Source organism: Delftia sp. WSY_10 (assembly GCF_043104705.1).
GTDB lineage: Bacteria > Pseudomonadota > Gammaproteobacteria > Burkholderiales > Burkholderiaceae_C > Comamonas > Comamonas tsuruhatensis.
Window position 1 is genome coordinate 235,188 of record NZ_JBICKY010000035.1, and the last position, 25,749, is coordinate 260,936.

Consider the following 25,749-nt stretch of genomic DNA (forward strand, 5'->3'; position numbering starts at 1 on the left):
TGTTGTCTTTTCTCTGGGCGAACGGTTTCAGGCGCGGGCGACGGGTTGGGTGGGCGGCTGGCCCGGCGCGTCCTGCGGCGCGGCGGCATCGGTGCCGCGCATGGCCGAGGCATCGGCAGCGGCGGCGCGCATGCGCTCCACGAAGGCGCGCTGGCGTGCGCGGCCGGCCAGGGCCAGCATCCACAGCAGGTAGAGCACGGCCACGCCGGCCGTGAGGGCGAACACGTCGTTGTAGGCGCGCACATTGGCCTCGCGGCGTGCGGCCTGCGCCAGCTGGGCCGTGCCCTGGGCCGCGCGCAGGGCCGGGTCGGCAATGACGCGGGCCAGGCTTTGCTGCTGCAGGCGCAGGCGGTCGGCCACGATGGGGTCGGTGGGATCGACGTCGGCCACGATGGCGGCCGAATACACCTGCTCGCGGTGCATCTGGTAGGTGCTCAGCACGGCCGAGCCCATGAGCGCGCCCATGGCCTGCGTCATGGAGATGGTGACGATGGCCGTCAGCATGTAGTGCGCGCCGAACTTCAGGCCCTGCACCACGCCGATCAGCATCAGCGGCCCCATGAACAGGCCCGCGCCCACGGCCATGAGGAACTGGCTGCCGAAGAAGTCCTCGGGCCGGGCCAGGCTGGTGCGGCTGTGGTCCAGCCAGGCCGCCAGCGCGAACAGCACGATGGAGCCCACGATCTGCTTGCCCATGTTCTCCAGCCCGAAGGTCAGCGCCGACACGGCAATGCCCGCGATGGTGCCCAGCAGGATGACGATGAACAGCGGCTGCATCTGGTCCACCGTCATGCCCAGCATGCGCTGCATGCCGATCACGCCATAGGTCTGCTCGGTGGTCAGAAAGCGCAGCAGCAGCGCACCGATCACGAAGCGCACCGTGGGCGCCAGCACGAACCAGCGCGTCTGCAGCATGGGATTGCGGCGGTGGTGCTCGATGTACAGCGCCACGCTCAGCAGGACGATGGAGCCGATCAGCATCCAGGCCAGCCAGGGCGTGTCCAGCCACCAGTGGTTGTAGCCCTGCACCAGCACGGAGATCAGCAGGCCCACGCCGGGCACCATGAGGAAGAAGGTCAGGAAGTCCAGCCGCTCGAAGCTGCGGATATGCACGCCCGGCGGCAGCTTGAGCACCACCACGCCCGCGAACGAGATCAGGGCCAGGCCGGCCTCGAACAGGTAGAGGTTGTGCCACTCGCTGTTGAACAGCAGGCCCGGCGACAGGATCCAGGCCAGCGGCGTGGCGATCTGCCCCAGCCCCACGCCGATCACCAGCATCTTGAGCACATGCTTGCGCGGCGCGGCCTGCAGCATGTAGAGCGTGCCCAGCGTGCTGCAGGTGGCGCCCGCCAGGCCGCTGGCCGCGCGCAGCATGAGCAGGCTGGTGTAGCTGCCCAGCACCAGGTGCAGCAGCGTCAGCAGCGCATACAGGCCCAGGCCGATCTCGGCGAACAGCCGCATGCCGAACTGCTGGCGGAACTTGTAGACCAGCAGGTTGGCCGTCATGTTGAGCATGACGTAGGCGCCGGTCAGCCAGGCGGCCTCGGAAGACGTCAGCCCCATCTGCCCCTGGATGGTGGGCAGGTTGGCCGTGAACAGTGCATTGCCCAGGCCACCCGTCAGCGCCACCAGCACGGCGATCAGGCCATAGGCGGCGCGCACGGCCGGCTGGTGCAGCGGCATGGACGGCGAGCCCGGCAGGCTGGGCTTTTCATGCTCTTCCCAGTCCGGCGGGGGCTTGAGGTAGACGACGGGGGGCGACGGGGGCAGCACGGGCCCCGGTGGAGTGGGTGTGGTGGCCATGTCAGGCCTTCAGGCCTTGCCAGACGATCTGCAGCGCCTTGCGCGCCAGCGTGCGCCGCTGCTGCGGCGTCTCGCCGCGCAGCGAGGCGCCCAGCATGCCGAAGACCAGGGACAGCTCGGCCTGCGTCAGCGGCTGGCGGCAATGGCCACAGGCCACGGCCCGGTCCATGGCCGGCCGAAAGATCTGCCACATGGCAACGCGGGCCTGGGCGATGACCTCGTCGCCGCGCTCCACGGTGCGCCAGTAATCGGTGATGGGGGCCGAGACCGCAATGCGCTCGGCCAGGCGCGACAGCAGCTTGTAGAAGGCATCGTCGTCCTCGGCCATGGCTTCGGCCGCGCTGCGCATGCTGTCCAGCGAACGCTCCAGCAGCGCCAGCATCAGCGCACGCCGGTCAGGAAACTGCCGGTACAGCGTGGCGCGGCCGACCTCGGCGCGCTCGACCACCAGGTCCAGCGGCGCGGTCACGCCATGCTCGGAAAACACGGCATCGGCCGCGTCCAGCAGCTGGGCGCGGCGGATATCGGCACTGGGTCTTTTGGAAGTCATGCGGACAATTATCGGACAAAGTTGTCCGTTAAATGTCCGCAGCCGGCCTATCCCATGGCGTGGCCATGGGCAAAAAAGCCAGCGGTTTCCGGCAGCGGCAAGGCCTCTACAGGTCGGTCAGCGGCAGCAGCTGGCGGCGGCTGTCAAAGCGCCGCGACTGGCCGTCCAGAGGATCGGTGAAGGCCAGGCTGCGCGCCAGCAGCTGCAGCGGGCGCGAGTAGTCGCCCTCGGGCATGTCATGCACTTCGGGATAGAAGCCGTCGCCCCACAGCGGCAGGCCCAGGGCGGCCATGTGCACGCGCAGCTGGTGGCGCTTGCCGCTTTCGGGCTCCAGCCGGTAGCGCGCCCAGGGGCCGCGCTGCTCCAGCACCTGCATGTGGGTGCGGGTGTTGGGCGTGCCGGCCACCTCGTGCATGCGAAAGAAATGGCCGCTTTCCTCCATGCGGCTTTCATGCGTGCGCGGGAAAACCACGTTCTCGCGCCAGGGGGCCACGGCCTCGTAGGTCTTGTGTATGGCGCGGTCGCGGAACAGCGCCTGGTAGATGCCGCGCGTGGCGCGCTGCACCGAAAACACCACCAGCCCCGCCGTATCGCGGTCGATGCGGTGGATGGGCGACAGCTCGGGCAGGTCGAACTCGCGCTTGAGCCGCACCAGCAGCGTCTGCTGCAGGTACCTGCCGGCCGGCACCACGGGCAGGAAATGCGGCTTGTCGGCCACCAGCAGATGCGCGTCGCGGTGGAGGACCTCGGCCTCGAAGGGGATGGGCGGCTCGGACTGCAGCTCGCGGTAGTAGTAGTAGCGCAGGCCCGGCGCAAACGCCGTGCCTGCATGGGCGGCACGGCCGTGCTCGTCCACCACCTCTTCCTGCGCCATGCGCCGCAGCCAGTCCTCGCGCGCCACGGCCGGCAGGCGCTCGGCCAGAAAATCGATCAGCAACCCGCCGCCCTGGCTGGGCAGCACCACGCAGCTGGGGCTGACGCCGTCGCGTATGGGAAGAACCTTGGGGTCGTGGGCGTTGTGCATGTGTTTCAGCCCTCAGAGCGCCTGCCGCGCAGCCCATTCATCGGGCGTCACGATCAGGCCGGGAAACTCGTCGCGCAGTGCCAGAAGATCGCCATCACCCGTGATGAGCGCCCGGGCCCGGCCCACATGCGCCAGCACCAGGAACACCTGGTCCTTGTCGTCCCGGCACAGCGGCAATGCAGGCCAGGGCTGCGGCAGTGTGACGACATCGGCCCAGGGCAGGAAATCCTCCAGCAAGGCCTGTTGCTCGGCCGTTGACAGCTTGAACTTCGGATAGGCGAGCACACGCAGCAGTTCGCTGGCCGTTTCCCTGCAGACCAGGGGCTGCAACTGCTGTTGCTGCCAGGCCCGGCGTATCCACGCAAGGCGGCCCGACGTGAACAGCAATGCCGAGAGCACGACGTTGGTGTCCAGGACGACACGCATCATTTGCGCGCCCAGGAGGTCGCCTCCTGCACATCCTCTTCGGTGATGCCCATCTGCTGCAGCTTGTCGCGGACGGCCTGTGCGCGCTGGACGCGCTGCAGGTGCACGGGCGTGAGCACGATGCGGCCGTTTTCCACGGCCACCTCGAAATACTCGGTGGCCTCCACCTCGGACACCACGGCCTTGGGCAGGGTGATCTGGTTCTTCGACGTCAATTTGGCAAGCATGGCCGGCTCCTGCAAATCAGAGAAAACACGGAAATCTTACTTCCTTACTTCATTCCTCTGCGTCTCACCGGGTTTCTTCACCTGGCGAGGCTGGCCCGCTCAGTCCACTCACGCCGTTCAACCCGCTGTCCGCCGTCACCAGCACGCCCGCCGAAACAATGTAGTCGGCCGCGCTTTCGATGTCGCCGCGCAGCGCCTCCTTGGCGGCGGGCGCATCGCCGCGCCGCAGGGCCTCGACCAGGCGCGCGTGGTGGCCGACCGCCACCTGTTCGCTCACGCGGCGCGAGCCCGAGCGCATGTCGTGGTTGAGGATGGGGCCTATGCGCAGCCACAGCGCCTCGATCATCTGCAGCAGCATGGGCATGCCGGCCGCGCTGTAGACGGCGAAGTGGAAATCCTTGTTGAAGGCGATGAGCCGCGCGCCGTCCGGCGAGGCGCTGGCCATCTCGGCCGCAAAGCGGTCCTGCAGGGCGGCGATGCGTTCCAGCCCGGCGGCCGGCAGTTGCCGGGCCGCCTGCTCCGTGGCCAGGCCTTCGAGGTTGACGCGGATGCGGGTGATCTCGCGGAAGGCGCTTTCCGTCATCAAGGGCACGCGCAGCGCGCGGTTGGGCGTGAGTTCCAGCGCCTGCTCGGCCACGAGCCGGTGCACGGCCTCGCGCACGGGCATGACGCTGACGCCCAGCGCGCTGGCCGTGGTGCGCAGCGAGATCTGCTCGCCCGGAATCATCTGGCCCGTGATCAGCAATTCCCTGAGCTGTGCATAGACATCGCTGCTGAGGGTCTGCCGTTTGAGTGGGGTGACTAGTTCGTTGATGGCCATGGCGGCGATGGTAGCGCGGCGCCGCCGCTGTCATGCCTCATAGGGTATTCACCATATTTGATCTGTGATCACAGATACAAAATCCAAACCCAACCCGAATCCCTTTCACCTTTGTTTGAGTTCCCAAGGAGTCCCCGCATGTGGAAAAACGATCTTCTGGCCGGCCAGCGCGTCCTGGTGACGGCGGGCGCCGCCGGAATCGGCCTGGAAATCAGCCGCGCCTTTGCCGAGGCCGGCGCGCGCGTCATGGTCTGTGACGTGGCCCAGGCCAGCCTGGATGCGCTGGCTGCCGCCCTGCCCGGCGCCAGCGGCCGTCTTGCCGATGTGTCGGATGCCTTGCAGGTGCAGGCCCTGTTCAAGGCCGTGGACAACGAGTTGGGCGGCCTGGACATCCTCGTCAACAACGCCGGGGTGGCCGGCCCCACGGGCGCGGTGGAGACGCTGGAGCTGGCCGACTGGCAGCGCACGCTGGATGTGAACATCACCGGCGCCTTCCTGTGCACGCGGCTGGCCGTGCCCCGGCTTCGGCAATCGGCACGCGAGGGCCGGCAGGCGGCCATCGTCAACCTGTCTTCGGCGGCAGGCCACCTGGGCATGCCGGGCCGCACGGCCTATTCGGCGTCCAAGTGGGCGGTGATCGGCCTGACCAAGTCGCTGGCACTGGAGCTGGGCGCAGACGGCATCCGGGTGAACGCCATCCTGCCGGGCGCCGTGGACGGCCCGCGCATCCGCGACGTGATTGCCGCCAAGGCGCAGGCGCGCGGCCTGCCGCTGGAGGACGTCACGCGCAGCTACACGCACCAGGCCGCGCTGGGCCGCATGGCCACGGCGCGCGACATTGCCAACATGGCCGTGTTTGCCGCCAGCCCGCTGGCCGGCCATGTCACGGGCCAGGAACTGGCCGTCGATGGCCTGACCCAGGCGCTGAGCTGAGCGCCCTCTCCTCGTCCTCCCCCCACCTCTACTCCTCTCGCCTTTTTCACCGTTTGCAAGGACCTTCCATGGCCACCCGCACCAAAGCCATCATCACCTGCGCGCCCACGGGCGCCATCCACACGCCCAGCATGTCGCCCCACCTGCCCGTGACGGCCGAGCAGATTGCCCGCGCCGCCATCGATGCCGCCGAGGCCGGCGCCGCCATCGTGCACCTGCATGCCCGTGATCCCCGCGACGGACGCCCTTCGCAGGACCCTGAGCTGTTCCGCCCCTTTCTCAAGGCGATCCGTGCCGAGTGCGATGCCATTGTCAACATCACCACGGGCGGCAGCCCGCACATGACGGTGCCAGAGCGCATGCGGCCCGTGACCGAGTTCCAGCCCGAGCTGGCCTCGCTGAACATGGGCTCGATGAACTTCGGCCTGTTCCCCATGCTGGAGCGCTTCCCGAACCTGGAACACGCCTGGGAGCGCGAGCACCTGGAAAACAGCCGCAACCTGGTCTTCAAGAACACCTTTGCCGATATCGAAGGCATCCTGCGGCTGGGCCAGGCCCAGGGCACGCGCTTCGAGTTCGAGTGCTACGACATCAGCCACCTGCACAACCTGGCGCATTTCGTGGACCGGGGGCTGGTGCAGGGGCCCGTGTTCGTGCAGTCGGTGTTCGGCATCCTGGGCGGCATCGGCGGCCACCCGGAGGACCTGATGCACATGCGGCGCACGGCCGACCGCCTGCTGGGCAGCAACTACCAGTGGTCCATCCTGGGCGCCGGGCGCAACCAGCTGCCGCTGGCCACCATGGGCGCGGCCATGGGCTCGCATGTGCGCGTGGGGCTGGAAGACTCTCTGTGGATAGGCCCGGGCCAGCTGGCCACCTCCAGCGCCGAGCAGGTGCGCCGCATCCGCACCGTGCTCGAGGCCCTGAATGTCGACGTCGCCACGCCTGACGAGGCGCGCAGCATGCTGGGCCTCAAGGGTGCGGCCAACGTGGCCTTCTGAACCGCCTTCCCGGGCCAGCCCCCATGCCACAAAACAGGAGACTCCCATGCAGATCGATATCGTCGCCGACCTCAAGACCACGCTGGGCGAAGGCCCGCTGTGGGACGTCGGGCAGCAGCGCCTGTACTGGATAGACAGCTTCGACGGCCGCATCTTCCGCTGCACGGCCGACGGGCGGGAACTGCGCGCCTGGGAAGTCGGCCAGAAGATTGGCTCCATGGCACTGCGCCGCGACGGCCGCTCGGCCCTGGTGGCGCTGCACGGCGGCGTGCACACGCTGGACCTGGAAAGCGGCGAGCTGGAGCTGGTCGTCGCCCCCGAGTCCCACCTTCCCGGCAACCGGCTCAACGACGGCAAGGTGGACCGGCAGGGCCGCTTCGTCTTCGGCTCCATGGACACCCTGGAGGAGCAGCCTTCGGCGCGGCTGTACCGGCTGGACACGGACCTGAGCCTGCATGTGCTGGACGAGGGCATCATCTGCTCGAACGGCCCGTGCTGGAGCCCGGACGGCACGACGCTCTATTTCTCGGACACGTGGAGCGGCGAGATCCGGGCCTACGACTACGACACGGCCACGGGCCATGCCAGCGGCCGCCGGACCTTTGCCCCGGTCGACACCAGCGGTGGCGGCGCGGCCGACGGGGCCACGGTCGATGCCGAAGGCTGCCTGTGGCAGGCCCTGGTGTACGCGGGCCAGCTGGTGCGCTACACGCCGGACGGCCGGGTGGACCGGGTGATAGAGATGCCGGTGCGCAAGGTGACCAGCGTGATGTTCGGCGGGCCCGGGCTCGACACGCTGTACGTCACCTCCATGGGCAAGCCGCCGTTGCCGCGTTTCCCGGGCGACGGCCAGTCCCGTGGCGCGCTGTTTGCCGTCAAGGGGCTGGGCGTGCGTGGCCTGCCCGAGCAGCGCTTCGGCGCCTGAGCACGGAGCCGGGCATGCAGGCCCGGAGCCTTCGCACCGCGACGCCGCCCGCCCCGCGAAGCGGCGCCTTCATCCACACAACAATGAAACGGCACCCACCGCTGGTGCCCGGGAGACCGCCATGGCCCAGGCCCCGCGCGCTTCGCTGCGCCAGATCCACCGCTATTCATGGGTATCCCTGCTGGTCTGCTGGCTGATCTGGGTTCTGAATGCCTACGACCGCGAGATCGTGCTGCGGCTGGGGCCGACTATCTCCCGGCACTTCGGCCTGTCGGCCGACGAATGGGGCACGGTGGCCACCATCGTGATGCTGGCCCTGGCCGTGCTGGACATTACCGGCGCGATCTGGAGCGACCGCTACGGCGCGGGCTGGAAGCGCGCACGCTTTCAGGTGCCCCTGGTGCTGGGCTATACGGCGCTGTCGTTCGCCTCGGGCTTCAAGGCGCTGAGCGGCAGCCTGGCGGGCTTCGTGGCGCTGCGCGTCGGCGTCAACCTGGGCGCCGGCTGGGGCGAGCCCGTGGGCGTGAGCAACACCGCCGAGTGGTGGCCGGTGGAGCGGCGCGGCTTCGCGCTGGGCGCCCACCACACGGGCTATCCGGTGGGCGCCATGCTCAGCGGCCTGGTCGCCGGCTTTGTGCTGTACGCCTTCGGCGAGGAGAACTGGCGCTATGTGTTCTTTGTCGCGCTGGTCGTCGCCATCCCGCTGATGTGGTTCTGGGCGCGCTACTCCACGCCGCAGAAGATGGAACTGCTGTATGCCGACATCGCCGCCCGGGGCATGACCCCGCCGCAGGCCAGCGTGGCGGCGCAGGTGGAAAAAGGCCAGGCCTGGCGCACCCTGCGCAGCACGCTGGCCAACCGCAGCATCGCCCTGACGGCTGGAAACACCCTGCTCACGCAGGTGGTCTACATGGGCATCAACGTGGTGCTGCCCGCCTACCTCTACAACATCATGGGCCTGTCGCTGGCCGAATCGGCAGGCATGAGCGTGGTGTTCACGCTCACCGGCATCCTGGGCCAGCTGGTCTGGCCGGCTCTGTCGGACGTGATCGGGCGCCGCGTCACCCTGGTGATCTGCGGCCTGTGGATGGCCGCCAGCGTGGGCGCCTTCTACTTCGCCGACACCATGGCCCTGGTCGTGCTGATGCAGCTGCTGTTCGGCCTGGTCGCCAATGCGGTCTGGCCCATCTACTACGCGGTGGCCTCGGACTGCGCCCAGCCTGCGGCCACCTCCACGGCCAACGGAATCATCACCACCGCCATGTTCGTGGGCGGTGGCATCGCGCCCGTGCTGATGGGCAGCCTGATCGCCCTGGGCGGCGGCTGGACCAGCCCCGGCGGCTATGCCCTGTGCTTCCTGGTCATGGCCGGCTGCGCGCTGGGCGGCGTGGCCCTGCAGCTGGGCACGCGCGGCAACGCCGCCTCCACCGCCACCGCCTGACTCCGCTTTCCTCCACCCATCTTTCCAAGGATTTGCCATGGTCCATCACCCATCACCCGCCCCTGTTCACGCGCCGCCCGCACGGCCGCAGCCGGCCGCCGGCGACAGGCAGTCGCTGCTCAACGCCCGCATCTTCCGCAGGCTGATGCCGCTGCTGGTGCTGTCCTATGTGCTCAGCTTCATAGACCGCACCAATATCGCGCTGGCCAAGTCGCACATCGAGGTGGACCTGGGCATCTCGGCGGCCGCCTACGGCCTGGGCGCGGGGCTGTTCTTCCTGAGCTACGCCCTGCTGGAAGTGCCCAGCAACCTGATCATGCACAGGGTGGGCGCGCGGTTCTGGATCACCCGCATCATGGTGACCTGGGGCCTGCTGTCGGCCGGCATGGCCTTCATCACCGGAGAGACCTCGTTCTACGTGATGCGCGTGCTGCTGGGCGCGGCCGAGGCGGGGCTGTTCCCCGGCGTGATGCTGTACCTGACCTACTGGTTCGGCCGCGAGGAACGGGCCCGCGCCATCGGCTACTTCCTGCTGGGCGTGTGCATTGCCAACATCCTCAGCGGCCCCGTGGGCGGCGCGCTGCTGCAGATGGACGGTTTCCTGGGCTGGCACGGCTGGCAGTGGATGTTCGTGATCGAGGGCCTGCCCGCCGTGGCCCTGGCCTGGGTGGTCTGGAAGAAGCTGCCCGACGGCCCGGCCAGCGCGCCCTGGCTGACGGCCGCCGAATCGCGCGAGGTACTGCAACGCCTGCAGGCCGAGCAGGACCAGCAGGCCAGCGCCGGCCAGGTGGGCCACTCGCTCCGGGACTGCCTGCGTGACCGCCAGATCTGGCTGGCCATCCTTGTCTACTTCTGCCACCAGATCAGCATCTATGCGGTGATCTTCTTCCTGCCCGGCATCATCGGCACCTACGGCCAGCTCTCGCCGCTGCAGATCGGCACGCTCAACTCCGTGCCCTGGATCGCAGCGGCCATCGGTGCGGCCTGGCTGCCGCGCTTTGCCACCCACCCGCAGCGCTGCCGGCGCATGCTGCTGGCGGGCCTGGGCACCATGGCTGCAGGCCTGCTGCTGGCGGCGCTGGCGGGCAAGGCCTCGCCCGCGCTGGGGCTGCTGGGCTTCAGCCTCACGGCGCTGATGTTCTTCGTGGTGCAGTCCGTCGTCTTCCTGTTCCCGGCTTCGCGGCTGGCGGGTGCGGGGCTGGCGGGCGGCATTGCCCTGGTCAATACCTGCGGACTGGTGGGCGGCTTCATCGGCCCCACCGTGATGGGGATGATCGAACAGGCCACGGGCAGCACCCGCAACGGCCTGTTCATCATGGCGGGCCTGCTGGTGGTGGCCGCCCTGGCATCGACCCGGCTGCGGCAGGGCCAGGAGACACGGTGATGACAGCGCTTTTGCCACGGCAGGCCGCGCTGTAGGCCAATCTCCTGTATGCGGGCCTGCCGGCTGCCCGCCAGCGCGTCCCGGACCTTGGCAAGCGGTTTTGCGGCGCTAGGATGGACCGAACTCCATTTAGCGGCCCCCTGCGCCATGACCGACACAGCGACCGACAGCTCTCCCACGCCGGCATCCAAGCCCACACCCCGCCCGCCGCGCCGCCGCTGGCTGCGCATCCTCGTGTGGATGGTCTCGGCCCTGGTGCTGCTGCTGGCGCTGGTCGTGGTCCTGATTGCCACCTATGACTGGAACCGCGCCAAGCCCTGGATCAATGAGCGGGTCAGTGAAAGCACCGGCCGGCATTTCGCGATTGAAGGCGACCTGCGGGTGCAATGGAACTGGCCCCAGCCGCTGGACCAGGGCTGGCGTCACTGGATTCCTGGCGTCACCGTCCAGGCGGAGCAGCTGACGCTGGGCCAGCCCGAAGGCTGGCAGGTTGAGCAGGAGCCGGCCAAGGGCAGTGGCGAGCTGCCCGCCCTGCCTGCGCCGCCCGACCAGTTGAACAAGGGCCGCCTGCCCGAGGAGAAAGCCAAGGAACAGCCCAGGGGAAAGGCGAAGGACAAGGGCACGGACAAGGACGAAGGCAAGGACAAGGACTCGCAGGCCAGCCCTTCCGCGCCCAGTATCGACAGCGACAGCATCGTCCTGGCCGACGAGAAGATGGCCCCTCCCCCGCGCGACGCCGCCACCATGGCCACGGCAGCCCGCGCCACGGCCAGCCTGCGGCTGTGGCCGCTGCTGGGCCGGCACGTGCTGCTGGACCATCTGCAGCTCGAAGGGCCTGACCTGGTCTTTGCACGGCGCAAGGACGGCAGCAACAACTGGACTTTCAAGCGCCCCGAGTCCACCGGTCCGCGCTGGCGCTTCCAAGTGACGCAATTGAGCCTGCGCGGCGGCCTGGTGGGCTGGAGCGATGGCGTGCGCCAGATGGCGGTGCGCGCACGCCTGGACAGCCTTGTACGGCCGCCCAGTCCAGACTTTCCGTATGGCATGCGCGTCGGCCTGACCGGCCGCATCGCCAAGGCCACGGTCGAGGCCCAGGGCCTCATCGGGCCCGTGCTGGACCTGCAAAGCGAGCAGGCACGCTTTCCGGTCAAGCTGTGGGCCCATGCGGGCAGCCTGCGCGCACGGGCCGAGGGCATTCTCGACAATCCCAGGGCACTCAAGGGCATGGACCTGCAGGTGCACCTGCGCGGCTCCAGCATGGCCGACCTGTTCCCACTGACCGGCCTGCTGCTGCCGCGTACACCGCCCTTCGACACCAACGGCCATCTGGTCGGCAGCCTGCAGCCCGGCCGCGCCGAGTGGGACTACGAAAACTTCGAGGGCCGCGTGGGCCAGAGCGATCTGCGCGGCTCGCTGCATTACGCATCCGGCAAGCCCCGGCCCAAGCTCAGCGGCAAGCTGGCATCGCGCAAGCTGCGCCTGGCCGACCTGGGGCCGGTGGTAGGAGCACCGTCCACCAGGCAGGACCAGAAAAGCCGGCAAGCGGCCAGCGGCAAGACCCTGCCCACGCAGCGCTTCGACACCAGCAAGTGGAATGCCATGGATATGGATGTGCACTTCCAGAGTGACCGCATCGAGCGTCCCCAGGCCCTGCCCATCGAGAACTTCAGCGTACATGCCGTCATGGACAACGGTGTGCTGCGCCTGGCACCGCTGCGCTTCGGCATGGCCAAGGGCAAGCTGGACCTGCAGGCCATGGTGGACAGCAGCGCCAAGCCGCCCAAGGCCAACCTCCAGGGCAAGGTCCAGGGGCTGCAGCTGTCGGCCCTGTTCCCCGAGATCGAATTGATGAAGAAAAGCCTGGGCAGCATGGATGGCGCCATCGCCCTGGAGGGCCGAGGCCAGTCCATGGCCGAATGGCTGGGCACCAGCTCCGGCGACATGCGCCTGTATGTGCGCGACGGGCGCTTCAGCAAGCAACTGCTGGACCTGGCCGCGCTCAACCTGGGCAGCGTGGTGGTGACCAAGCTGTTCGGTGCCGACAAGGAAGTCCAGCTCAACTGCGCCGTGGCCGACCTGTCCGTGCAGAACGGCCTGGCACGCACGCGCAACGTCAAGTTGGCGACGCCGGAGGCGATCGTGGAGGCCACAGGCCAGATCAGCCTGGCGCAGGAGACCATGGATCTGCACATCAAGCCCGAATCGCTGAAGTGGAAGTTCTTCTCGCTGCGCACGCCCCTGTATGTGCGCGGCAGCTTCGCCAACCCCAAGGTGGGCGTGGAGCCCGGCCCGCTGCTGCTGCGTGCGGGCGCGGCCGTGGCCGCCGCCGTGGTGGCACCCGCCGCCCTGGCCCTGGTGCCGCTGACGGTGCCGGCTGCCGAGGAAGATGCGCAATGCCAGCGCCTGCTGGCAGACGCCGGCAAGAAGTAGGAAGGCCTGCCCGGCCTTCAGCTGCAGCGCGCCCTGGGAACGCCACGAACGGCCGTCCCCAGGCGCTGGCCAGCAAGACCATGATCACCGCGCGCCTATGTGAGCCGGGGCTTGGGCCAGCGTGCAGTCTGGCAAGAGTGGCAACGCCGACCGTGCGAGCCATCAGTACCATGAGGGCCACAGCCGTTGCGAACGGCGGCGGCGCACAGCGCATATGACCCGCCCCGCTGTAGCAGGCCATGCATTGCGTATTTCCCCTTAGCCCCATCGCGGCGCAGACCGTTGATTTCGCTTAACCTTCGCCGTTAACCCGCTTTTGCCGTGCCCAGCCCTTCTCCCATGTCCTCCAAAGTCCAGTTCCGCCTGCGCGTATACAACGACAGCACCATTGCCATCGGACCCGGCAAGGTGCAGTTGCTCGAATCCATCGCCGAGGCGGGCTCCATCTCGGCCGCAGCCCGTTCGCTGGGCATGTCGTACCGGCGCGCCTGGGTGCTCGTGGACGAGATGAACCGCGCGCTGCAGACGCCGGCCGTCAACACCAGCGCAGGCGGCGCCCATGGCGGCGGCGCCTCGCTCACGGCCACGGGCGAGGCCATCGTCAGGCATTACCGCTCCATAGAAACCACGTCGCGCATGGCGGCTGCGGCCGATATCGCAGCGCTGACGCGCCTGCTCAATCCCCAGGGCACCGCCAGCGCATGAGCGATGCCGCCGCGCAAGCCATAGGCTGCCGCCCCATCGGCCATGTGCGCAGCCGCTTCACCGATCCGGTGGGCATGCCCATACAGACGGCAGGCGCGGCCGACGAGGCAGGCCGCGTGGAGCTGCTGCCCGAGTTCGAGGCCGGGCTGCGCGACATCGAAGGCTTTGACTACCTGATCCTCATCACCCACCTGCACCAGGCCGTGGAAAAGCTGGAAGTCGTGCCCTTCATGGACGACCGCAGCCACGGCGTGTTCGCCACACGCGCCCCGGCGCGGCCCAACCGGCTGGGCCTGTCCATCGTGCGTCTGGTGCGGCGCGAAGGACTGCTGCTGCATTTCCTGGGCAACGACATGCTGGACGGCACGCCCGTGCTCGACATCAAGCCCTACGTGCCCAGGCTGGACGTGCGCCAGACCGAGCGCATAGGCTGGTTCGGCAGGCGTATCGACCAGATGCCCGACATCCGTGCCGACGCCCGCATGGCCTGAGCCTGCTTCGGCAGCCGCAGCAACGGCAACAGCCCTCAGTGGAAATTGCGGCTCGCCACGCCGGCGCCGCCCAGGCGGCCCAGCCAGCGGCTCATGTCGCGGGCGCGGTGCACGATGAGATGGCGCACGGCGGGCACCTCCTGGCTGGCCTGCTCTGCAGGCACTGACTCGCCGCAGTCCTTGCCGCCGCCCCAGTCCGAGCTGCTTTGCCAGATGCCCTCCACCGCCAGCAGCCGCGCGCCCAGCAAGGGCTCGCCCCAGCGCGTGACGGTATCGGGCCAGACCACCAGGTTGACCGTGCCCGTCTCGTCCTCCAGCGTGATGAAGACCGTGCCCTTGGCCGTGGGCGGGCGCTGGCGCACGGTGACGATGCCGCAGGCCCGCACGCGCATGCCCGCCAGCGTGTCGCGCAGCTCCAGCGCCGTGCGCAGTCCGTGGCGGCGCAGGCGGTCACGCAGCAGGGCCAGCGGATGGCGGCGCAGGCTCAGGCCCGTGGCCGCGTAGTCGAACAGGATTTCCTCGCCCTCGGGCGCGGCGGCCAGTTGCACGGACGCCTCGTGCACGGGCACGCCCGCGAACAGCGGGGGCTGCACCTGCAGGGCCGCCGCATCCCACATCTGCTGGCGGCGGTGGCCTGACAGGCCCTGCAGCGCATCGGCCGCCGCCAGGGCCTGCAGCTCGGCGCGCTGCAGCCGGGCGCGCAGGGCCAGGTCCTCGGTGCTCCTGAACGGCGCCTGCGCTCGGACCTGGGCCACGCGCTCGCCCGAAGTCTTTGGCAGCTGCGCCACCATGCACAGACCCAGGCGCACGGCCGGCTGCGGCAGCTCGACGCCGGCAATGCGCTCGTGCGGTGCCTCCAGCGTGCAGTCCCAGTCGCTGTGGCGCACATCGACGGGCAGCACGCGCACGCCGTGGCGGCGCGCATCCTGGATCAGTTGCGAGGGGGTGTAGAAGCCCATGGGCTGGGCATTGAGCAAGGCCATGAGAAAACAGGCCGGCTCATGGCGCTTGAGCCAGGCGCTGGCATAGGCCAGCATGGCGAAGCTGTAGGCATGGCTTTCTGGGAAGCCGTATTCGCCGAAGCCCAGCATCTGGCGGAAGATGGCCTGGGCAAATTCGGCGCTGTAGCCGTTGGCCAGCATGCCGTCTATCAACGGACGCTCGAAGCGGTGCACGCCGCCCTTGCGCCGCCAGGCCGCCATGGAGCGGCGCAGCTCGTCGGCATCGCCCGCCGAGAAGTTCGCCGCGATCATGGCGATCTGCATCACCTGCTCCTGAAAAATGGGCACGCCCAGCGTGCGCTTGAGCGCCTTCTCGAGCGCAGGCTTTTCCAGAACCAGCTCGCCGCCCTGCCGCCGACGCTCGCGCGCCTGAAGATAGGGATGGACCATGCCGCCCTGTATGGGGCCGGGCCGCACGATGGCGACCTCGACCACCAGGTCGTAGAACTCGCGCGGCTGCAGCCGGGGCAGCATGCTCATCTGCGCCCGGCTCTCGATCTGGAAGGTACCCACGGTGTCGGCGCGGCAGATCATGTCGTAGGTGGCCGGGTCGTCCTTGGGAATGTCGGCCAGCTCCCAGCGCGGGCCGCGCAGCGCGGCGCGCGCGTGCAGGCTGCCGCGCAGCACGGTGAGCATGCCCAGGGCCAGCACATCGACCTTGAGCAGCTTCATGGTGTCCAGATCGTCCTTGTCCCACTGGATGACCGAGCGGCCCTGCATGGCGGCCGGCTCCACGGGCACCAGCCGCGTCAGCGGCCCGTCGGTCAGCACAAAGCCGCCCACGTGCTGGCTCAGGTGGCGCGGGCTGTCGCGCAGCTGCAAGGCCAGCTCCAGCCACAGCCGCGCACGCTGGGGCGACAGTTGCGGGCAGTCGTCGCCCAGCCGCTCGCGCAGCCGGGCCAGGCGCAGCAGCTTGGAGCGCACCCAGCCCAGGGCGGGGTCATCGGGCTCGGGCTCCGGCTCGGCCGCTTCGTCCTCGGCATCGCTGAACCAATGGTGCTGCCGGGCCATGGCGTCGATCAGCGCCGCATTCACGCCCAGGGCCTTGCCCGCATCGCGCAGCGCACCGCGCGTGCGCCAGCAGCTGACCACGGCCGTCAGCGCCGCACGGCCGCGGCCGTATTTTTCGTAGATGTACTGGATGACGGTCTCGCGCCGCGCGTGCTCGAAGTCCACGTCGATATCTGGGGGCTCGCTGCGCTCGCGGCTGATGAAGCGCGCCATCAGCAGCGTGGTCTTGTTCGGATCCACGGCCGTGATGCCCAGGCAATAGCAGACGGCCGAGTTCGCGGCCGAACCGCGCCCCTGGCACAGGATGCCTTCGCTGCGCGCATAGCGCACGATGTCGTGCACGGTGAGAAAGTACATCTCGTAGCGGCATTCGGCGATCAGCTCCAGCTCATCCTTCAACTGCTTGGCGACCGATTCGGGAATGCCTTGCGGATAGCGCCCCGCCGCTCCCTGCCAGGTATGCCAGGCCAGGGTCTGGCGCGCGTCCATGCCGGGCAGCACGCTTTCCTGCGGATAGTGGTAGCTGATCTCACTGAGCTTGAAATCGCAGCGCGCGGCAATCTGCAAGGTTGCATCCAGCATGGCGCGCGGATAGATGCCGCCCAGCCGCAAGCGTGAGCGCAGATGCCGCTCGGCATTGGGATGCAGCTCGAAGCCGCATTCGGCCACCGTGCAACCCAGGCGCAGCGCCGTCACCAGGTCCTGCAGCGGCTTGCGCGAGCGCGCATGCATGTGCACGTCGCCGCAGGCCACGCAGGACAGGCCCAGCAACCCTGCCACGTCCTGCAGGCTTTGCAGCCACAGGCTGTCGTCGGGCGCCAGCAGCAGCTCCACGCCCAGCCAGCAGCCCGGCCCCAGCTGCGCCACGGCGGCCTGCACGGCCTGGGCGATGGCGGGCACATCGCCGGCTGGAAGCAGCGCACGCTGTGGCAGGACGATGCATTCGCAGCCTTCAAGCAGCAGATGCCAGGGGCTGTCGGCATCGACCAGGTACCGGCCCTTGTCGGCACGGGCGCGCGCCGCGCTGATGAATTCGCAGAGGTTGCCCCAGCCGTTCAGATCGCGCGCCAGCGCCACCACGCGCAGCGGGCCCCAGGCAAATTCGCTGCCATGGATCAGGGCCATCTCGCAGTCGCGTGCAGCCTCGAAGGCCCGCACGGCGCCGGCCACCGAGCATTCGTCGGTCAGGGCCAGCGCCTGGTAGCCCAGGGCCTTGGCGCGCTGCACCAGTTGGGCCGGCGAAGAGGCGCCGCGCAGAAAGCTGAAGTTCGACAGGCAGTGCAGCTCCGCATAGCCGGGCAGGCCCGGGCCCGATGCCATGCCGGACACCGGCCCGGTGGCCTGGGGCGGGGGCTGCAGCCGCTGCAGCTGCGGGGGCGGCGGCTCCAGCAGGATGTCCTGTTCAGCCATAGATGCCTTGCGCAAACCAGGCGGCGGGCGACAGCAGGGCCGGCATGCCTGGCAGCCGTTCCGATGCAGGCGCGCGCTCGCGGTAGATCCAGACATGGCCGACAGCCGCGTTGCTGGCCACGAAATAGTCACGCACGGCCAGCGCCGCATCGGCCTGCGGCTCTCCCCACCAGCCGGCCTCCAGCCGATAGGGGCCGGCCAGCAATTGCAGCGGCCCCTGCCAGCAAGGGCGGCTGCCCTGCAGGAGCAGGGGCTGGGGCGGATCAAGCAGCCAGGGCGGCAGCAGGCCCTGCCAGGGGTTGGCCGCCTTGCGCGCGTGCGCGGGCCGCCGCGGTGCCTGCGGGGTCTGCAGGGCCTCGCAGGCCGGGGTCCAGCGCTGCATGGCCTCGGGCCGGTGGTCCGATTGCAGCTGCGCCACCCGCACGCCCTGCGCGCCACGGCGGGCCGAGACGCGCTCCACCCATTCATGCCAGGCCATGCCGCTGGCCGCGCCTGCCCCATCTGCCGCGCCTGCCGCCTCGCCCAGCGGCGCCGGACCGGGCGCGGCCGGTGGCAGGCAACTGCCGGCATCGGCCGCGAAAGGCGCGGTGTCCAGCGCCACCAGCTCCAGCATGTCCGCAGGCGCGCGCCAGGGCGTACGGGCCAGGCGTTCGCGCAGCAGGCGCTCCATGTGCTCCAGCGCCTGGGCGGGCCGGGCCGTGCGGATGTCCAGCGCTTCCCAGGCCGGCAGCTGCGTGCCGTCCACGCGCCGCAGATCGTGGTGCCAGCGCAGTTGCAGGCCCAGCACGCCCTGGTGGCGGGCCTGCAGCCAGGCCTGCAGCGCACGCAGCAGGGGCCGGGCGGCCTGCAGCAGGGCCTGGGCGTCGCTGGCCGGATAGCCCAGATCGGCGCGCAATGCAAAGTGTTCGGGCAGCTCCAGCCAGTCCAGCGCATGGGGGCTGCTGCCATAGGCCTGGTCCAGCGCCAGCAGGGCCGGCAGCCCGATGCGCCGCGCCAGGCCCGCGCGCGGCAGGGCGCGCAGCTCGCCCCAGCGGCGGCAGCCCATGCGCTCCAGGGCCGGCGCATGGGGTTCGAGCGCGGGCAGGGTCCAGATCGGCAGGTCATCGGCAGGCGGCCAGGGCTGGCGCGAATCCGTGCCCTGCATGCGCCAGCGCAGCCGGGCCAGCGCCTGCCAGGCCGTGGCGGCCCGGGCCCAGACCGGCATCTGCGGGCTGCCTGCCTGCCCTGTGTCAGGCTGCTGTTCACGCAGAGCGCGCAGCAGGCCCAGCAGCATGGACTGGCGGCCGCCCCACAGGCGCTCCACGCTGCCCACCTCCATCAGCGCCACGGCCTGCCCTGCGCCCTGCCAGACGGCCACGCGCGGCGTCCAGCGCAGGGCCCACCAGGCCTGCTGCGCGCAGGCACTGCCTTTGCCATCACTGTCGCCGTTGCCCTGGCCATCGCCCTGCGCGGCATGCAGCGGCCAGGCAATCCAGTGCAGTGCTTGATTCGGCTGTGCCATGGCATCTCATCCCAGGGTGTGCGCTGCCGCCTGCAGGGCGGGCGCCTCGGCGGGCAGCAGTTGCCCGTGTCCATGAAGCCAGCGCTGCGCCTCGCCCGCCTGCCGGGTGCGCCGCAGGGCCTGGGCCTGCAGCACGTCCTGCCAGGCCCAGTGGTGCAGCGGCAGTTTCAAGGGATGCTCCAGCGCAGGCCCCCGGCGCTTGAGCAACTGCACGCGCAGGCAGGCTGGCGTGCCGCCTTCGCCCGGCTCCCCCAACTCTGTCTCCACGCGCAGCCGCAGCGGCGCAGGCGAGGCCACCGTCTGCAGGGCGGCCGAGGCCTCGCGCCACAGCCACAGAATGCGCCCCTGCGCAGCGGCCGCCCATTGCAGCCGGCGCAGCGTGGCCATGGGCAGACCGGCCGGCAGCCAGGCCAGCACGGCCAGCACGTCGCGGCAGCGCAGTGCCTGCTCACAGACCCAGGCCAGCCCTGCCCCATCGCCTGCCGGGTGGGCGCCGGGGTGGGTGCCGGGGTGGGTATCGGCCTCCACGCAGCACAGCCGGTGCGCCGCCACGCCCGCCGCTTCCAGTCCCGGAGCAAAAGGCCTGCAAGGCGGCGCCACCAGCACCACCTGGCCCGCGCTGCGCTGCATCAGGGCCGCCAGGCCCGGCAGCAGCAGCGGCCATTCGGCATGGCCATGGGCGGGCTGCAGCAGCTCGACCATGGCGCCCAGCGGCCAGCCCCCGCCCGGCAATTGCGCATCCAGCAGCGCATGGCCCGAAGGCTGGACGCGCTGCTGCAGCGCCTGCTGCCAGCCATCGCCACGCCACACGCCCTGCAACTGAGGCAGCACACGCGCCGCGCCCGCCATGGGGGCGGGCTGCGCAGGTTGGGAGGCGTGGGGCGTGGTCATGGGGAAAATCTCAAATACTGTATGAATATACAGCACTCTTGATTTCCGAGAGATCCACGGATGTAAAAAAGCCGGGCAAGCCCGGCTGTCTCAGTGCGCTGGCGCTCTCGCTGCGCCACCCGCTGGGGGTGTGGCGTCGATCTGCATGCAGGCTTCGCACCATTGCGCGACCGCCGTGTCCACGGCGTGGGTGCGGGCGTTGATGGCGGGCCAGCGGCGCAGGCAGGCGTTGACGATGGCCTGCAGCTGCCACAGCGCCTCGCGGCTGAGCAGGGCCAGCTCGCTCATGCCCTGCACATCGTCCTTGAGGTAGGCCAGCAGGTCAGTCTGCTGGTTCGGGTGCAGGCCGGCCTCGGCCAGCTGCTTTTGCAGGCTGCCGATGCTGGAGTCGATGTAGACGGCCGCCTGGTGGTCGGGCATGGCCTGCCAGCGCTCGGGAAAGGCCTGGCTGAACGTGTCCCACATCTGGAAGGCGGCCGACAGCGCTGCCACGCTGTGCGTGACCTCGGCCTGCAGCGGCGGCAGCGGCGTGCCCGGCGAGATCTCGTCGTACAGCAGCGGCAGCAGGATGCCGACCAGATCGGCCGGATAGCGGCGGTGGTTCATGCGCAGCATCAGCGACAGGCGCTGGCCGGGCAGGTCCTGGAATTTGTCGAAGAAGGCCGAGACCACCTCGGCCAGCAACAGGATACGGCCCATTTTGGAGATGGCTTCGCCATGCACGCCGCGCGGATAGCCCGTGCCGTCCATGCGCTCGTGGTGCTCGAGCACGGCCATTTCCACGTCCTGCGAATACGCGCCCGCGCCCCGCATGATGAGCATGCCCGTGACCGAGTGCGCCACCAGGTGCTTGCGCTCGGCGCCCGTGAGCCGGTAGTTGGGGTCGGTCCAGGCCGGGTCCATGTAGAGCATGCCCACATCGTGCAGCAGGGCCGCCGTGGCCAGCGGGCCGCATTCACGCTCGCTCCATTCGCTTTGCAGCGCCAGGTAGACGGCCACCAGCATCATCTGCAGGCTGTGGGCGAACAGCTCGGGGCGCTGCTCGCGCATGACCGTGAGCTTGAAGGCGATCTGCGGCGGCAGCACCATCAGGCGCAGCGGCGCCAGCAGCCGGTCCGTGCCGCCCAGCGACTGCACCAGGCGGCGCATCAGGTCCACGGTCTCGCACTGCACCATGGCCTGGGCCTCGATGGCCAGCACGTCCACGCGGTTGTCCACGCCCAGATGCTTGTCGATGGGGTCGCGCAGCTTGTGCTTGACCAGGCGCTCGTACATGTTGCTGTCGATGCGCGCGCCCTTGTCCACGAGCTTGACGCCCTTGTCGTTGAAGATGGGCTCGCCGGTCACCACGTTGCAATGCTCGGCCATGTCGGTGACGGCGCGCAGGAAATGCACGCCCTCGTCCTTCCATCCCTGCGCTGTCGGTGGATTGCGCACGGCCGCGACATCCGTCATAGAGGCTCCCATTGGCTCGAAATCTGAAATATAAGCAAAAGAGCCCGCGCAAGGCGGGCTCTCGTCGCGCAGGCCTGCACCAGGCAGGCACTGCACAGCAACATCAGCGAATCAGCGTCACGCCGGTCTTGGACTGGATGTCCTCGAAGCTCACTTCGGGGGCCAGTTCCACGAGCTTCAGGCCCTGCGGCGTCACGTCCATCACTCCCAGGTCGGTGATGATACGGTCCACCACGCCCACGCCGGTCAAAGGCAGAGTGCAGGCGGGAAGAATTTTGAGGTCGGTCGTGCCGTCCTTCTTCTTTGCCACATGCTCCATGAGCACGATGACGCGCTTGACGCCCGCCACCAGGTCCATGGCGCCGCCCATGCCCTTGACCATCTTGCCAGGGATCATCCAGTTGGCCAGGTCGCCCTTCTCGGACACCTGCATGGCGCCCAGGATGGACAGGTTGATCTTGCCGCCACGGATCATGGCGAACGACTGGTCGCTGCCGAAGATGGACGAGCCGGCAATCGTCGTCACGGTCTGCTTGCCGGCGTTGATCAGGTCGGCGTCCACGGCATCCTCGGTCGGGAAGGGGCCGATGCCCAGCATGCCGTTCTCGGACTGCAGCCACACTTCCTTGTCACCCGTGTGGTTGGCCACCAGGGTGGGAATGCCGATGCCCAGGTTGACGTAGAAGCCGTCTTCGAGTTCTTGGGCCGCGCGGGCGGCCATCTGGTCTTGGGTCCACGGCATGGTCAGGCTCCTTGTTTTTCTGTGATGGTGCGCTTTTCGATGCGCTTTTCGGGGTTCGGGTTGTGCACGATGCGGTGCACGTAGATGCCGGGCAGATGGATGTCGTCCGGTGCGATCTCGCCGACCTCGACCACCTCCTCCACTTCCACGATGCAGACCTTGCCGGCCGTGGCGGCGGCAGGGTTGAAGTTGCGCGCCGTCAGGCGGAACTGCAGGTTGCCGCTCTTGTCGGCACGGTGGGCCTTGACCAGGGAGACATCGGGCACGAGCGAGCGCTCCATCACATAGGTCTCGCCGTCGAACTCGCGCAGCTCCTTGCCCTCGGCCACCATGGTGCCCACGCCGGTCTTGGTGAAGAAGGCGGGAATGCCGGCGCCGCCTGCGCGCAGCTTCTCGGCCAGCGTGCCCTGGGGCGTGAATTCCAGCTCCAGCTCGCCGGCCAGGTACTGGCGCTCGAACTCCTTGTTCTCGCCCACATACGACGAGATCATCTTCTTGATCTGGCGCGTCTCCAGCAGCTTGCCCAGGCCAAAGCCGTCCACGCCCGCGTTGTTGGAAATCACCGTCAGGCCCTTGACGCCGCTGTCACGCAGCGCGTCGATCAGGGCCTCGGGAATGCCGCACAGGCCGAAGCCTCCCACAGCCAGCAATTGCCCGTCGGCCACGACGCCCTGGAGCGCCTGCTCCGCAGAGGGGTAGAGCTTTTTCACACATGTCTCCTTCAGATTGGATGCGCTACGATACTACGTACTTGCATAAGTAGTTTTTCGTAAAGATTTGCCCATGGATATAGATTACAGGCTGGCGTTCGAGGCCGCCCCCGTCGGTCTCGTGATCTCGCGCAACCGCACCATGATCGACTGCAATCGCCAGGTCTGCGAGATGTTCGAGGCCTCGCGCGAGGTGCTGATCGGCCAGACCTTCCAGATCCTCTACCCCAGCGCCGACGAGTATGAGCGGCTGGGCGCGCGCATCGCGCCCATTCTCAATGCAAGGGGCTTTTATTCGGACAACCGCATCATGAAGCGCGCCAACGGCGAAACGTTCTGGTGCCATGTCACGGGCCGCACGCTGGACCGCAGCGACCCGCATGCCTCGGGCATCTGGAGCTTCGAGGACCTCAGCGCCCAGCGCCCCGTCAAGGCCGAACTCACGGGGCGCGAGCGCGAGGTGGCCGCCCGCCTGCTGGAAGGCCTGACCTCCAAGGAAATCGGCCGTGCCCTGGCCATCAGCCACCGCACGGTGGAGATCTACCGCGCACGGCTGATGCGCAAGTACGGCGCCTCCACGGCCGCCGATCTGGTCCACAAGCTGGTCTCTGGCTGACAGGGCGACGGCCTACACGGGCCGTATCCGCCCGCGCAACACAATGCCTTGGCAAAAAGCATGCCCGGCACGACGCAGGCGGGGTGCGGTGAAATTTTTTGGCTATGGCGCAGTTGAGATTTGCCAATCGCCAAAGCCTTGCCGCATCCATAGAACGAAACAACAATAAAAGCAATTCGATAGCACGCAGCTATTGATTTTCCAAGCGCCGCGCTGCCTGCGTGCAAGCCGGCGCCGCTACCACCCCTCGATCAAGGAGAGACCATGACCCACAAGCTCACCACCGCCGCAGGTGCCCCGGTTGCCAACAACCAGGACTCGCTCACGGCCGGCCCGCGTGGCCCGATGCTGCTGCAGGACCTGTGGCATCTGGAAAAAATGGCCCACTTCAACCGCGAAGTGATTCCCGAGCGCCGCATGCACGCCAAGGGCTCGGGCGCCTTCGGCACCTTCACCGTGACGGGTGATATCACGCGCTACACCCGCGCCAAGGTGTTCTCCGACATCGGCAAGCAGACCGAAGTGTTCGCGCGCTTTTCCACCGTGGCCGGCGAGCGCGGCGCGGCCGACGCCGAGCGCGATATCCGCGGCTTCGCCGTCAAGCTCTATACCGAGGAAGGCAACTGGGACCTGGTGGGCAACAACACGCCGGTGTTCTTCTTCCGCGACCCGCTCAAGTTCCCGGACCTGAACAAGGCCGTCAAGCGCGACCCCTACACCAACCTGCGCTCGCCCGAGAACAACTGGGACTTCTGGACCGGCCTGCCCGAGGCGCTGCACCAGATCACCATCGTCATGAGCGACCGGGGCATTCCGCGCGGCTACCGCCACATGCATGGCTTCGGCTCGCATACCTACAGCTTCATCAACGCCAGCAACGAGCGCCACTGGGTCAAGTTCCACTGGGTCTGCCAGCAGGGCATCGAGAACTTCACCGATTCCGAGGCGGCCTCCGTCGTCGCCTCCGACCGTGAAAGCAGCCAGCGCGACCTGCTCGAGGCCATCGACCGCGGCGAGTTCCCGCGCTGGAAGCTGTGCGTGCAGATCATGCCCGAGCATGAAGCCGAGACCTACCGCTTCCACCCCTTCGACCTGACCAAGGTCTGGAGCAAGAAGGACTACCCGCTGATCGAAGTGGGCGTGATGGAGCTCAACCGCAACCCGCGCAACTACCACGCCGATGTGGAGCAGGCCTCGTTCACGCCGGCCAACCTGGTGCCGGGCATCGGCCCCTCGCCCGACCGCATGCTGCAGTCGCGCCTGTTCTCGTACGGCGATGCCGCGCGCTACCGCCTGGGCGTGAACCACCACCAGATCCCCGTGAACGCGCCGCGCTGCCCCTACCACGCCTACCACCGGGACGGCGCCATGCGCGTGGACGGCAACTACGGCGGCACCATCGCCTACGAGCCCAACACCAAGGGCGAGTGGCAGGAGCAGCCGGCCTTCGCCGAGCCGCCGCTGGCCCTCAACGGCGCGGCCGACCGCTGGAACTACCGCGAGGACGATGCCGACTACTTCACCCAGCCCGGCGACCTGTTCCGCCTGCTCACGCCCGATGCGCAGCAGCGCCTGTTCGAGAACACGGCGCGCAACATCGCCGGTGTGTCCGAGCACATCGTGCAAAAGCACATAGCGCACTGCACCCAGGCCGACCCGGCCTACGGCAAGGGCGTGGCCGATGCCATCGCCCGCCAGAAGGCCGGCACGCTCTGACCGGCTGACGCCCACGGCAAAACGCCCCCGAAACTTCGGGGGCGTTTTTCATGGCGCGCCCTGCCCTCAGGCCACGGCCTTGAAGGCGGGAAGCTTGTCGCCCAGCCGCTTTCCCATCTCCGTGCCCAGGGCCTGCAGGCCGCTCATGGGGCGCACCATGACCTCGAATTCCCGGATCAGCCCCTGCTCGTCGAAACGGATGAAGTCGATGCCCTTGAGGTTCTTGCCGCCCACGCTGGCGCTGAACTCCAGCACCACGTCCAGGCCGTCATCGCTGGCCATCTGGCGGTGGTAGGTGAAGTTCTCGAAGACCTGGACCACGGTGGACAGCGCCAGCATCAGCGCGGCTGCCGAGGCATAGGGCGTGTTCGCCATGGGCGAGCGGAACACCGCATCGGGATGGACGATGGTGTGCAGCTCGCCCAGGTCGCTGGCGGCAACCATGCGATGCCACAGCTCCAGGGAGCGGGCGACTGCGGGATGGGCGTTCTTCGGGGGCTGGGACATGCTTGTCTCCTGGTGATTGAGGTGGAAAA

At 68.6% G+C, this 25,749-nt stretch carries 23 protein-coding genes; 10 read left to right on the forward strand and 13 right to left on the reverse strand.

The window, feature by feature from the left end:
- Positions 1-27: 27 nt before the first annotated feature.
- The 6 genes from ACF8ML_RS16830 to ACF8ML_RS16855 form a co-directional block, all read right to left on the reverse strand.
- Positions 28-1,803, reverse strand: a complete 1,776-nt coding sequence (locus ACF8ML_RS16830) for an MFS transporter (protein WP_392407462.1) — start codon at positions 1,801-1,803, stop codon at positions 28-30.
- Between the two features lies 1 nt (position 1,804).
- A complete protein-coding gene (locus ACF8ML_RS16835) occupies positions 1,805-2,353 on the reverse strand; it encodes a TetR/AcrR family transcriptional regulator (protein WP_016446240.1) in 549 nt (182 codons plus the stop codon).
- Positions 2,354-2,459: 106 nt separating this feature from the next.
- On the reverse strand, positions 2,460-3,377 hold the full coding sequence (locus ACF8ML_RS16840) for a pseudouridine synthase (RefSeq protein WP_392407464.1): 918 nt from the start codon (positions 3,375-3,377) through the stop codon (positions 2,460-2,462).
- 12 nt (positions 3,378-3,389) lie between these two features.
- Positions 3,390-3,806, reverse strand: coding sequence for a putative toxin-antitoxin system toxin component, PIN family (locus ACF8ML_RS16845; RefSeq protein WP_016451596.1), 417 nt, complete (start codon positions 3,804-3,806; stop codon positions 3,390-3,392).
- The gene (locus tag ACF8ML_RS16850) at positions 3,803-4,030 is read right to left on the reverse strand and encodes an AbrB/MazE/SpoVT family DNA-binding domain-containing protein (protein WP_016446243.1); all 228 of its coding nucleotides are present in this window, start codon (positions 4,028-4,030) and stop codon (positions 3,803-3,805) included. Before ACF8ML_RS16850 ends, ACF8ML_RS16845 begins: the two co-directional genes overlap by 4 nt.
- A gap of 64 nt (positions 4,031-4,094) precedes the next feature.
- The gene (locus tag ACF8ML_RS16855; RefSeq protein ID WP_016446244.1) at positions 4,095-4,850 is read right to left on the reverse strand and encodes a GntR family transcriptional regulator; all 756 of its coding nucleotides are present in this window, start codon (positions 4,848-4,850) and stop codon (positions 4,095-4,097) included.
- A gap of 138 nt (positions 4,851-4,988) precedes the next feature.
- Between ACF8ML_RS16855 and ACF8ML_RS16860 the strand changes: the two genes are divergently transcribed.
- The 8 genes from ACF8ML_RS16860 (at position 4,989) to tsaA (ending at position 14,160) form a co-directional block, all read left to right on the forward strand.
- Positions 4,989-5,783 (forward strand): SDR family oxidoreductase, encoded by a 795-nt coding sequence (locus tag ACF8ML_RS16860; protein ID WP_046988026.1) that lies wholly within the window; start codon positions 4,989-4,991, stop codon positions 5,781-5,783.
- A 68-nt stretch (positions 5,784-5,851) separates the two neighbouring features.
- A complete protein-coding gene (locus tag ACF8ML_RS16865; protein WP_017403843.1) occupies positions 5,852-6,784 on the forward strand; it encodes a 3-keto-5-aminohexanoate cleavage protein in 933 nt (310 codons plus the stop codon).
- Positions 6,785-6,830: 46 nt separating this feature from the next.
- The gene (locus ACF8ML_RS16870; RefSeq protein WP_016446247.1) at positions 6,831-7,709 is read left to right on the forward strand and encodes an SMP-30/gluconolactonase/LRE family protein; all 879 of its coding nucleotides are present in this window, start codon (positions 6,831-6,833) and stop codon (positions 7,707-7,709) included.
- A gap of 121 nt (positions 7,710-7,830) precedes the next feature.
- Positions 7,831-9,150 (forward strand): MFS transporter, encoded by a 1,320-nt coding sequence (locus ACF8ML_RS16875; RefSeq protein WP_392407467.1) that lies wholly within the window; start codon positions 7,831-7,833, stop codon positions 9,148-9,150.
- 37 nt (positions 9,151-9,187) lie between these two features.
- Positions 9,188-10,534 carry an MFS transporter gene (locus ACF8ML_RS16880; RefSeq protein ID WP_392407468.1) on the forward strand — a complete coding sequence of 449 codons (1,347 nt, stop codon included), beginning with the start codon at positions 9,188-9,190 and terminating at the stop codon, positions 10,532-10,534.
- 147 nt (positions 10,535-10,681) lie between these two features.
- Positions 10,682-12,964 (forward strand): AsmA family protein, encoded by a 2,283-nt coding sequence (locus ACF8ML_RS16885; protein ID WP_392407469.1) that lies wholly within the window; start codon positions 10,682-10,684, stop codon positions 12,962-12,964.
- A gap of 339 nt (positions 12,965-13,303) precedes the next feature.
- Entirely contained in the window at positions 13,304-13,669 is a 366-nt protein-coding gene (locus ACF8ML_RS16890) for a winged helix-turn-helix domain-containing protein (protein WP_016446251.1), read from the forward strand.
- Entirely contained in the window at positions 13,666-14,160 is a 495-nt protein-coding gene (gene tsaA / locus ACF8ML_RS16895; RefSeq protein WP_392407470.1) for a tRNA (N6-threonylcarbamoyladenosine(37)-N6)-methyltransferase TrmO, read from the forward strand. Before ACF8ML_RS16890 ends, tsaA begins: the two co-directional genes overlap by 4 nt.
- A gap of 35 nt (positions 14,161-14,195) precedes the next feature.
- Here the strand turns inward: tsaA and ACF8ML_RS16900 are convergent, their stop codons facing one another.
- The 6 genes from ACF8ML_RS16900 to ACF8ML_RS16925 form a co-directional block, all read right to left on the reverse strand.
- Positions 14,196-17,582 (reverse strand): error-prone DNA polymerase, encoded by a 3,387-nt coding sequence (locus ACF8ML_RS16900; protein ID WP_392407471.1) that lies wholly within the window; start codon positions 17,580-17,582, stop codon positions 14,196-14,198.
- Positions 17,575-19,083 (reverse strand): DNA polymerase Y family protein, encoded by a 1,509-nt coding sequence (locus ACF8ML_RS16905; RefSeq protein WP_017403837.1) that lies wholly within the window; start codon positions 19,081-19,083, stop codon positions 17,575-17,577. The genes ACF8ML_RS16900 and ACF8ML_RS16905 overlap by 8 nt, the downstream gene beginning before the upstream one ends.
- Before the next feature lie 6 nt (positions 19,084-19,089).
- On the reverse strand, positions 19,090-19,974 hold the full coding sequence (gene imuA, locus ACF8ML_RS16910) for a translesion DNA synthesis-associated protein ImuA (protein WP_280047672.1): 885 nt from the start codon (positions 19,972-19,974) through the stop codon (positions 19,090-19,092).
- A 90-nt stretch (positions 19,975-20,064) separates the two neighbouring features.
- Positions 20,065-21,429 (reverse strand): HD-GYP domain-containing protein, encoded by a 1,365-nt coding sequence (locus ACF8ML_RS16915; protein ID WP_061288148.1) that lies wholly within the window; start codon positions 21,427-21,429, stop codon positions 20,065-20,067.
- A 103-nt stretch (positions 21,430-21,532) separates the two neighbouring features.
- Positions 21,533-22,171 (reverse strand): 3-oxoacid CoA-transferase subunit B, encoded by a 639-nt coding sequence (locus ACF8ML_RS16920; RefSeq protein ID WP_012206068.1) that lies wholly within the window; start codon positions 22,169-22,171, stop codon positions 21,533-21,535.
- Between the two features lie 2 nt (positions 22,172-22,173).
- Positions 22,174-22,881 (reverse strand): CoA transferase subunit A, encoded by a 708-nt coding sequence (locus tag ACF8ML_RS16925; RefSeq protein ID WP_016446257.1) that lies wholly within the window; start codon positions 22,879-22,881, stop codon positions 22,174-22,176.
- A gap of 73 nt (positions 22,882-22,954) precedes the next feature.
- Between ACF8ML_RS16925 and ACF8ML_RS16930 the strand changes: the two genes are divergently transcribed.
- Complete coding sequence (locus ACF8ML_RS16930) at positions 22,955-23,497, forward strand: PAS and helix-turn-helix domain-containing protein (protein ID WP_016446258.1); 543 nt, start codon at positions 22,955-22,957, stop codon at positions 23,495-23,497.
- 264 nt (positions 23,498-23,761) lie between these two features.
- Positions 23,762-25,213 (forward strand): catalase, encoded by a 1,452-nt coding sequence (locus ACF8ML_RS16935; protein ID WP_016446259.1) that lies wholly within the window; start codon positions 23,762-23,764, stop codon positions 25,211-25,213.
- A 66-nt stretch (positions 25,214-25,279) separates the two neighbouring features.
- Here the strand turns inward: ACF8ML_RS16935 and ACF8ML_RS16940 are convergent, their stop codons facing one another.
- Positions 25,280-25,720, reverse strand: coding sequence for a nuclear transport factor 2 family protein (locus ACF8ML_RS16940; protein WP_016446260.1), 441 nt, complete (start codon positions 25,718-25,720; stop codon positions 25,280-25,282).
- Positions 25,721-25,749: the final 29 nt, after the last annotated feature.

Bases quoted from the DNA above. Each gene is read 5' to 3' on its own strand.
- ACF8ML_RS16870 (WP_016446247.1), top strand. From the start codon at position 6,831: ATGCAGATCGATATCGTCGCCGACCTCAAGACCACGCTGGGCGAAGGC.
- ACF8ML_RS16885 (WP_392407469.1), top strand. From the start codon at position 10,682: ATGACCGACACAGCGACCGACAGCTCTCCCACGCCGGCATCCAAGCCC.
- ACF8ML_RS16840 (WP_392407464.1), bottom strand. From the start codon at position 3,377: ATGCACAACGCCCACGACCCCAAGGTTCTTCCCATACGCGACGGCGTC.
- ACF8ML_RS16880 (WP_392407468.1), top strand. From the start codon at position 9,188: ATGGTCCATCACCCATCACCCGCCCCTGTTCACGCGCCGCCCGCACGG.
- ACF8ML_RS16900 (WP_392407471.1), bottom strand. From the start codon at position 17,582: ATGGCTGAACAGGACATCCTGCTGGAGCCGCCGCCCCCGCAGCTGCAG.
- ACF8ML_RS16935 (WP_016446259.1), top strand. From the start codon at position 23,762: ATGACCCACAAGCTCACCACCGCCGCAGGTGCCCCGGTTGCCAACAAC.
- ACF8ML_RS16850 (WP_016446243.1), bottom strand. From the start codon at position 4,030: ATGCTTGCCAAATTGACGTCGAAGAACCAGATCACCCTGCCCAAGGCC.
- tsaA (WP_392407470.1), top strand. From the start codon at position 13,666: ATGAGCGATGCCGCCGCGCAAGCCATAGGCTGCCGCCCCATCGGCCAT.
- ACF8ML_RS16830 (WP_392407462.1), bottom strand. From the start codon at position 1,803: ATGGCCACCACACCCACTCCACCGGGGCCCGTGCTGCCCCCGTCGCCC.
- ACF8ML_RS16835 (WP_016446240.1), bottom strand. From the start codon at position 2,353: ATGACTTCCAAAAGACCCAGTGCCGATATCCGCCGCGCCCAGCTGCTG.
- ACF8ML_RS16890 (WP_016446251.1), top strand. From the start codon at position 13,304: ATGTCCTCCAAAGTCCAGTTCCGCCTGCGCGTATACAACGACAGCACC.
- ACF8ML_RS16905 (WP_017403837.1), bottom strand. From the start codon at position 19,083: ATGGCACAGCCGAATCAAGCACTGCACTGGATTGCCTGGCCGCTGCAT.
- ACF8ML_RS16915 (WP_061288148.1), bottom strand. From the start codon at position 21,429: ATGACGGATGTCGCGGCCGTGCGCAATCCACCGACAGCGCAGGGATGG.
- ACF8ML_RS16855 (WP_016446244.1), bottom strand. From the start codon at position 4,850: ATGGCCATCAACGAACTAGTCACCCCACTCAAACGGCAGACCCTCAGC.
- ACF8ML_RS16930 (WP_016446258.1), top strand. From the start codon at position 22,955: ATGGATATAGATTACAGGCTGGCGTTCGAGGCCGCCCCCGTCGGTCTC.
- ACF8ML_RS16845 (WP_016451596.1), bottom strand. From the start codon at position 3,806: ATGATGCGTGTCGTCCTGGACACCAACGTCGTGCTCTCGGCATTGCTG.
- ACF8ML_RS16920 (WP_012206068.1), bottom strand. From the start codon at position 22,171: ATGCCGTGGACCCAAGACCAGATGGCCGCCCGCGCGGCCCAAGAACTC.
- imuA (WP_280047672.1), bottom strand. From the start codon at position 19,974: ATGACCACGCCCCACGCCTCCCAACCTGCGCAGCCCGCCCCCATGGCG.
- ACF8ML_RS16860 (WP_046988026.1), top strand. From the start codon at position 4,989: ATGTGGAAAAACGATCTTCTGGCCGGCCAGCGCGTCCTGGTGACGGCG.
- ACF8ML_RS16875 (WP_392407467.1), top strand. From the start codon at position 7,831: ATGGCCCAGGCCCCGCGCGCTTCGCTGCGCCAGATCCACCGCTATTCA.
- ACF8ML_RS16940 (WP_016446260.1), bottom strand. From the start codon at position 25,720: ATGTCCCAGCCCCCGAAGAACGCCCATCCCGCAGTCGCCCGCTCCCTG.
- ACF8ML_RS16865 (WP_017403843.1), top strand. From the start codon at position 5,852: ATGGCCACCCGCACCAAAGCCATCATCACCTGCGCGCCCACGGGCGCC.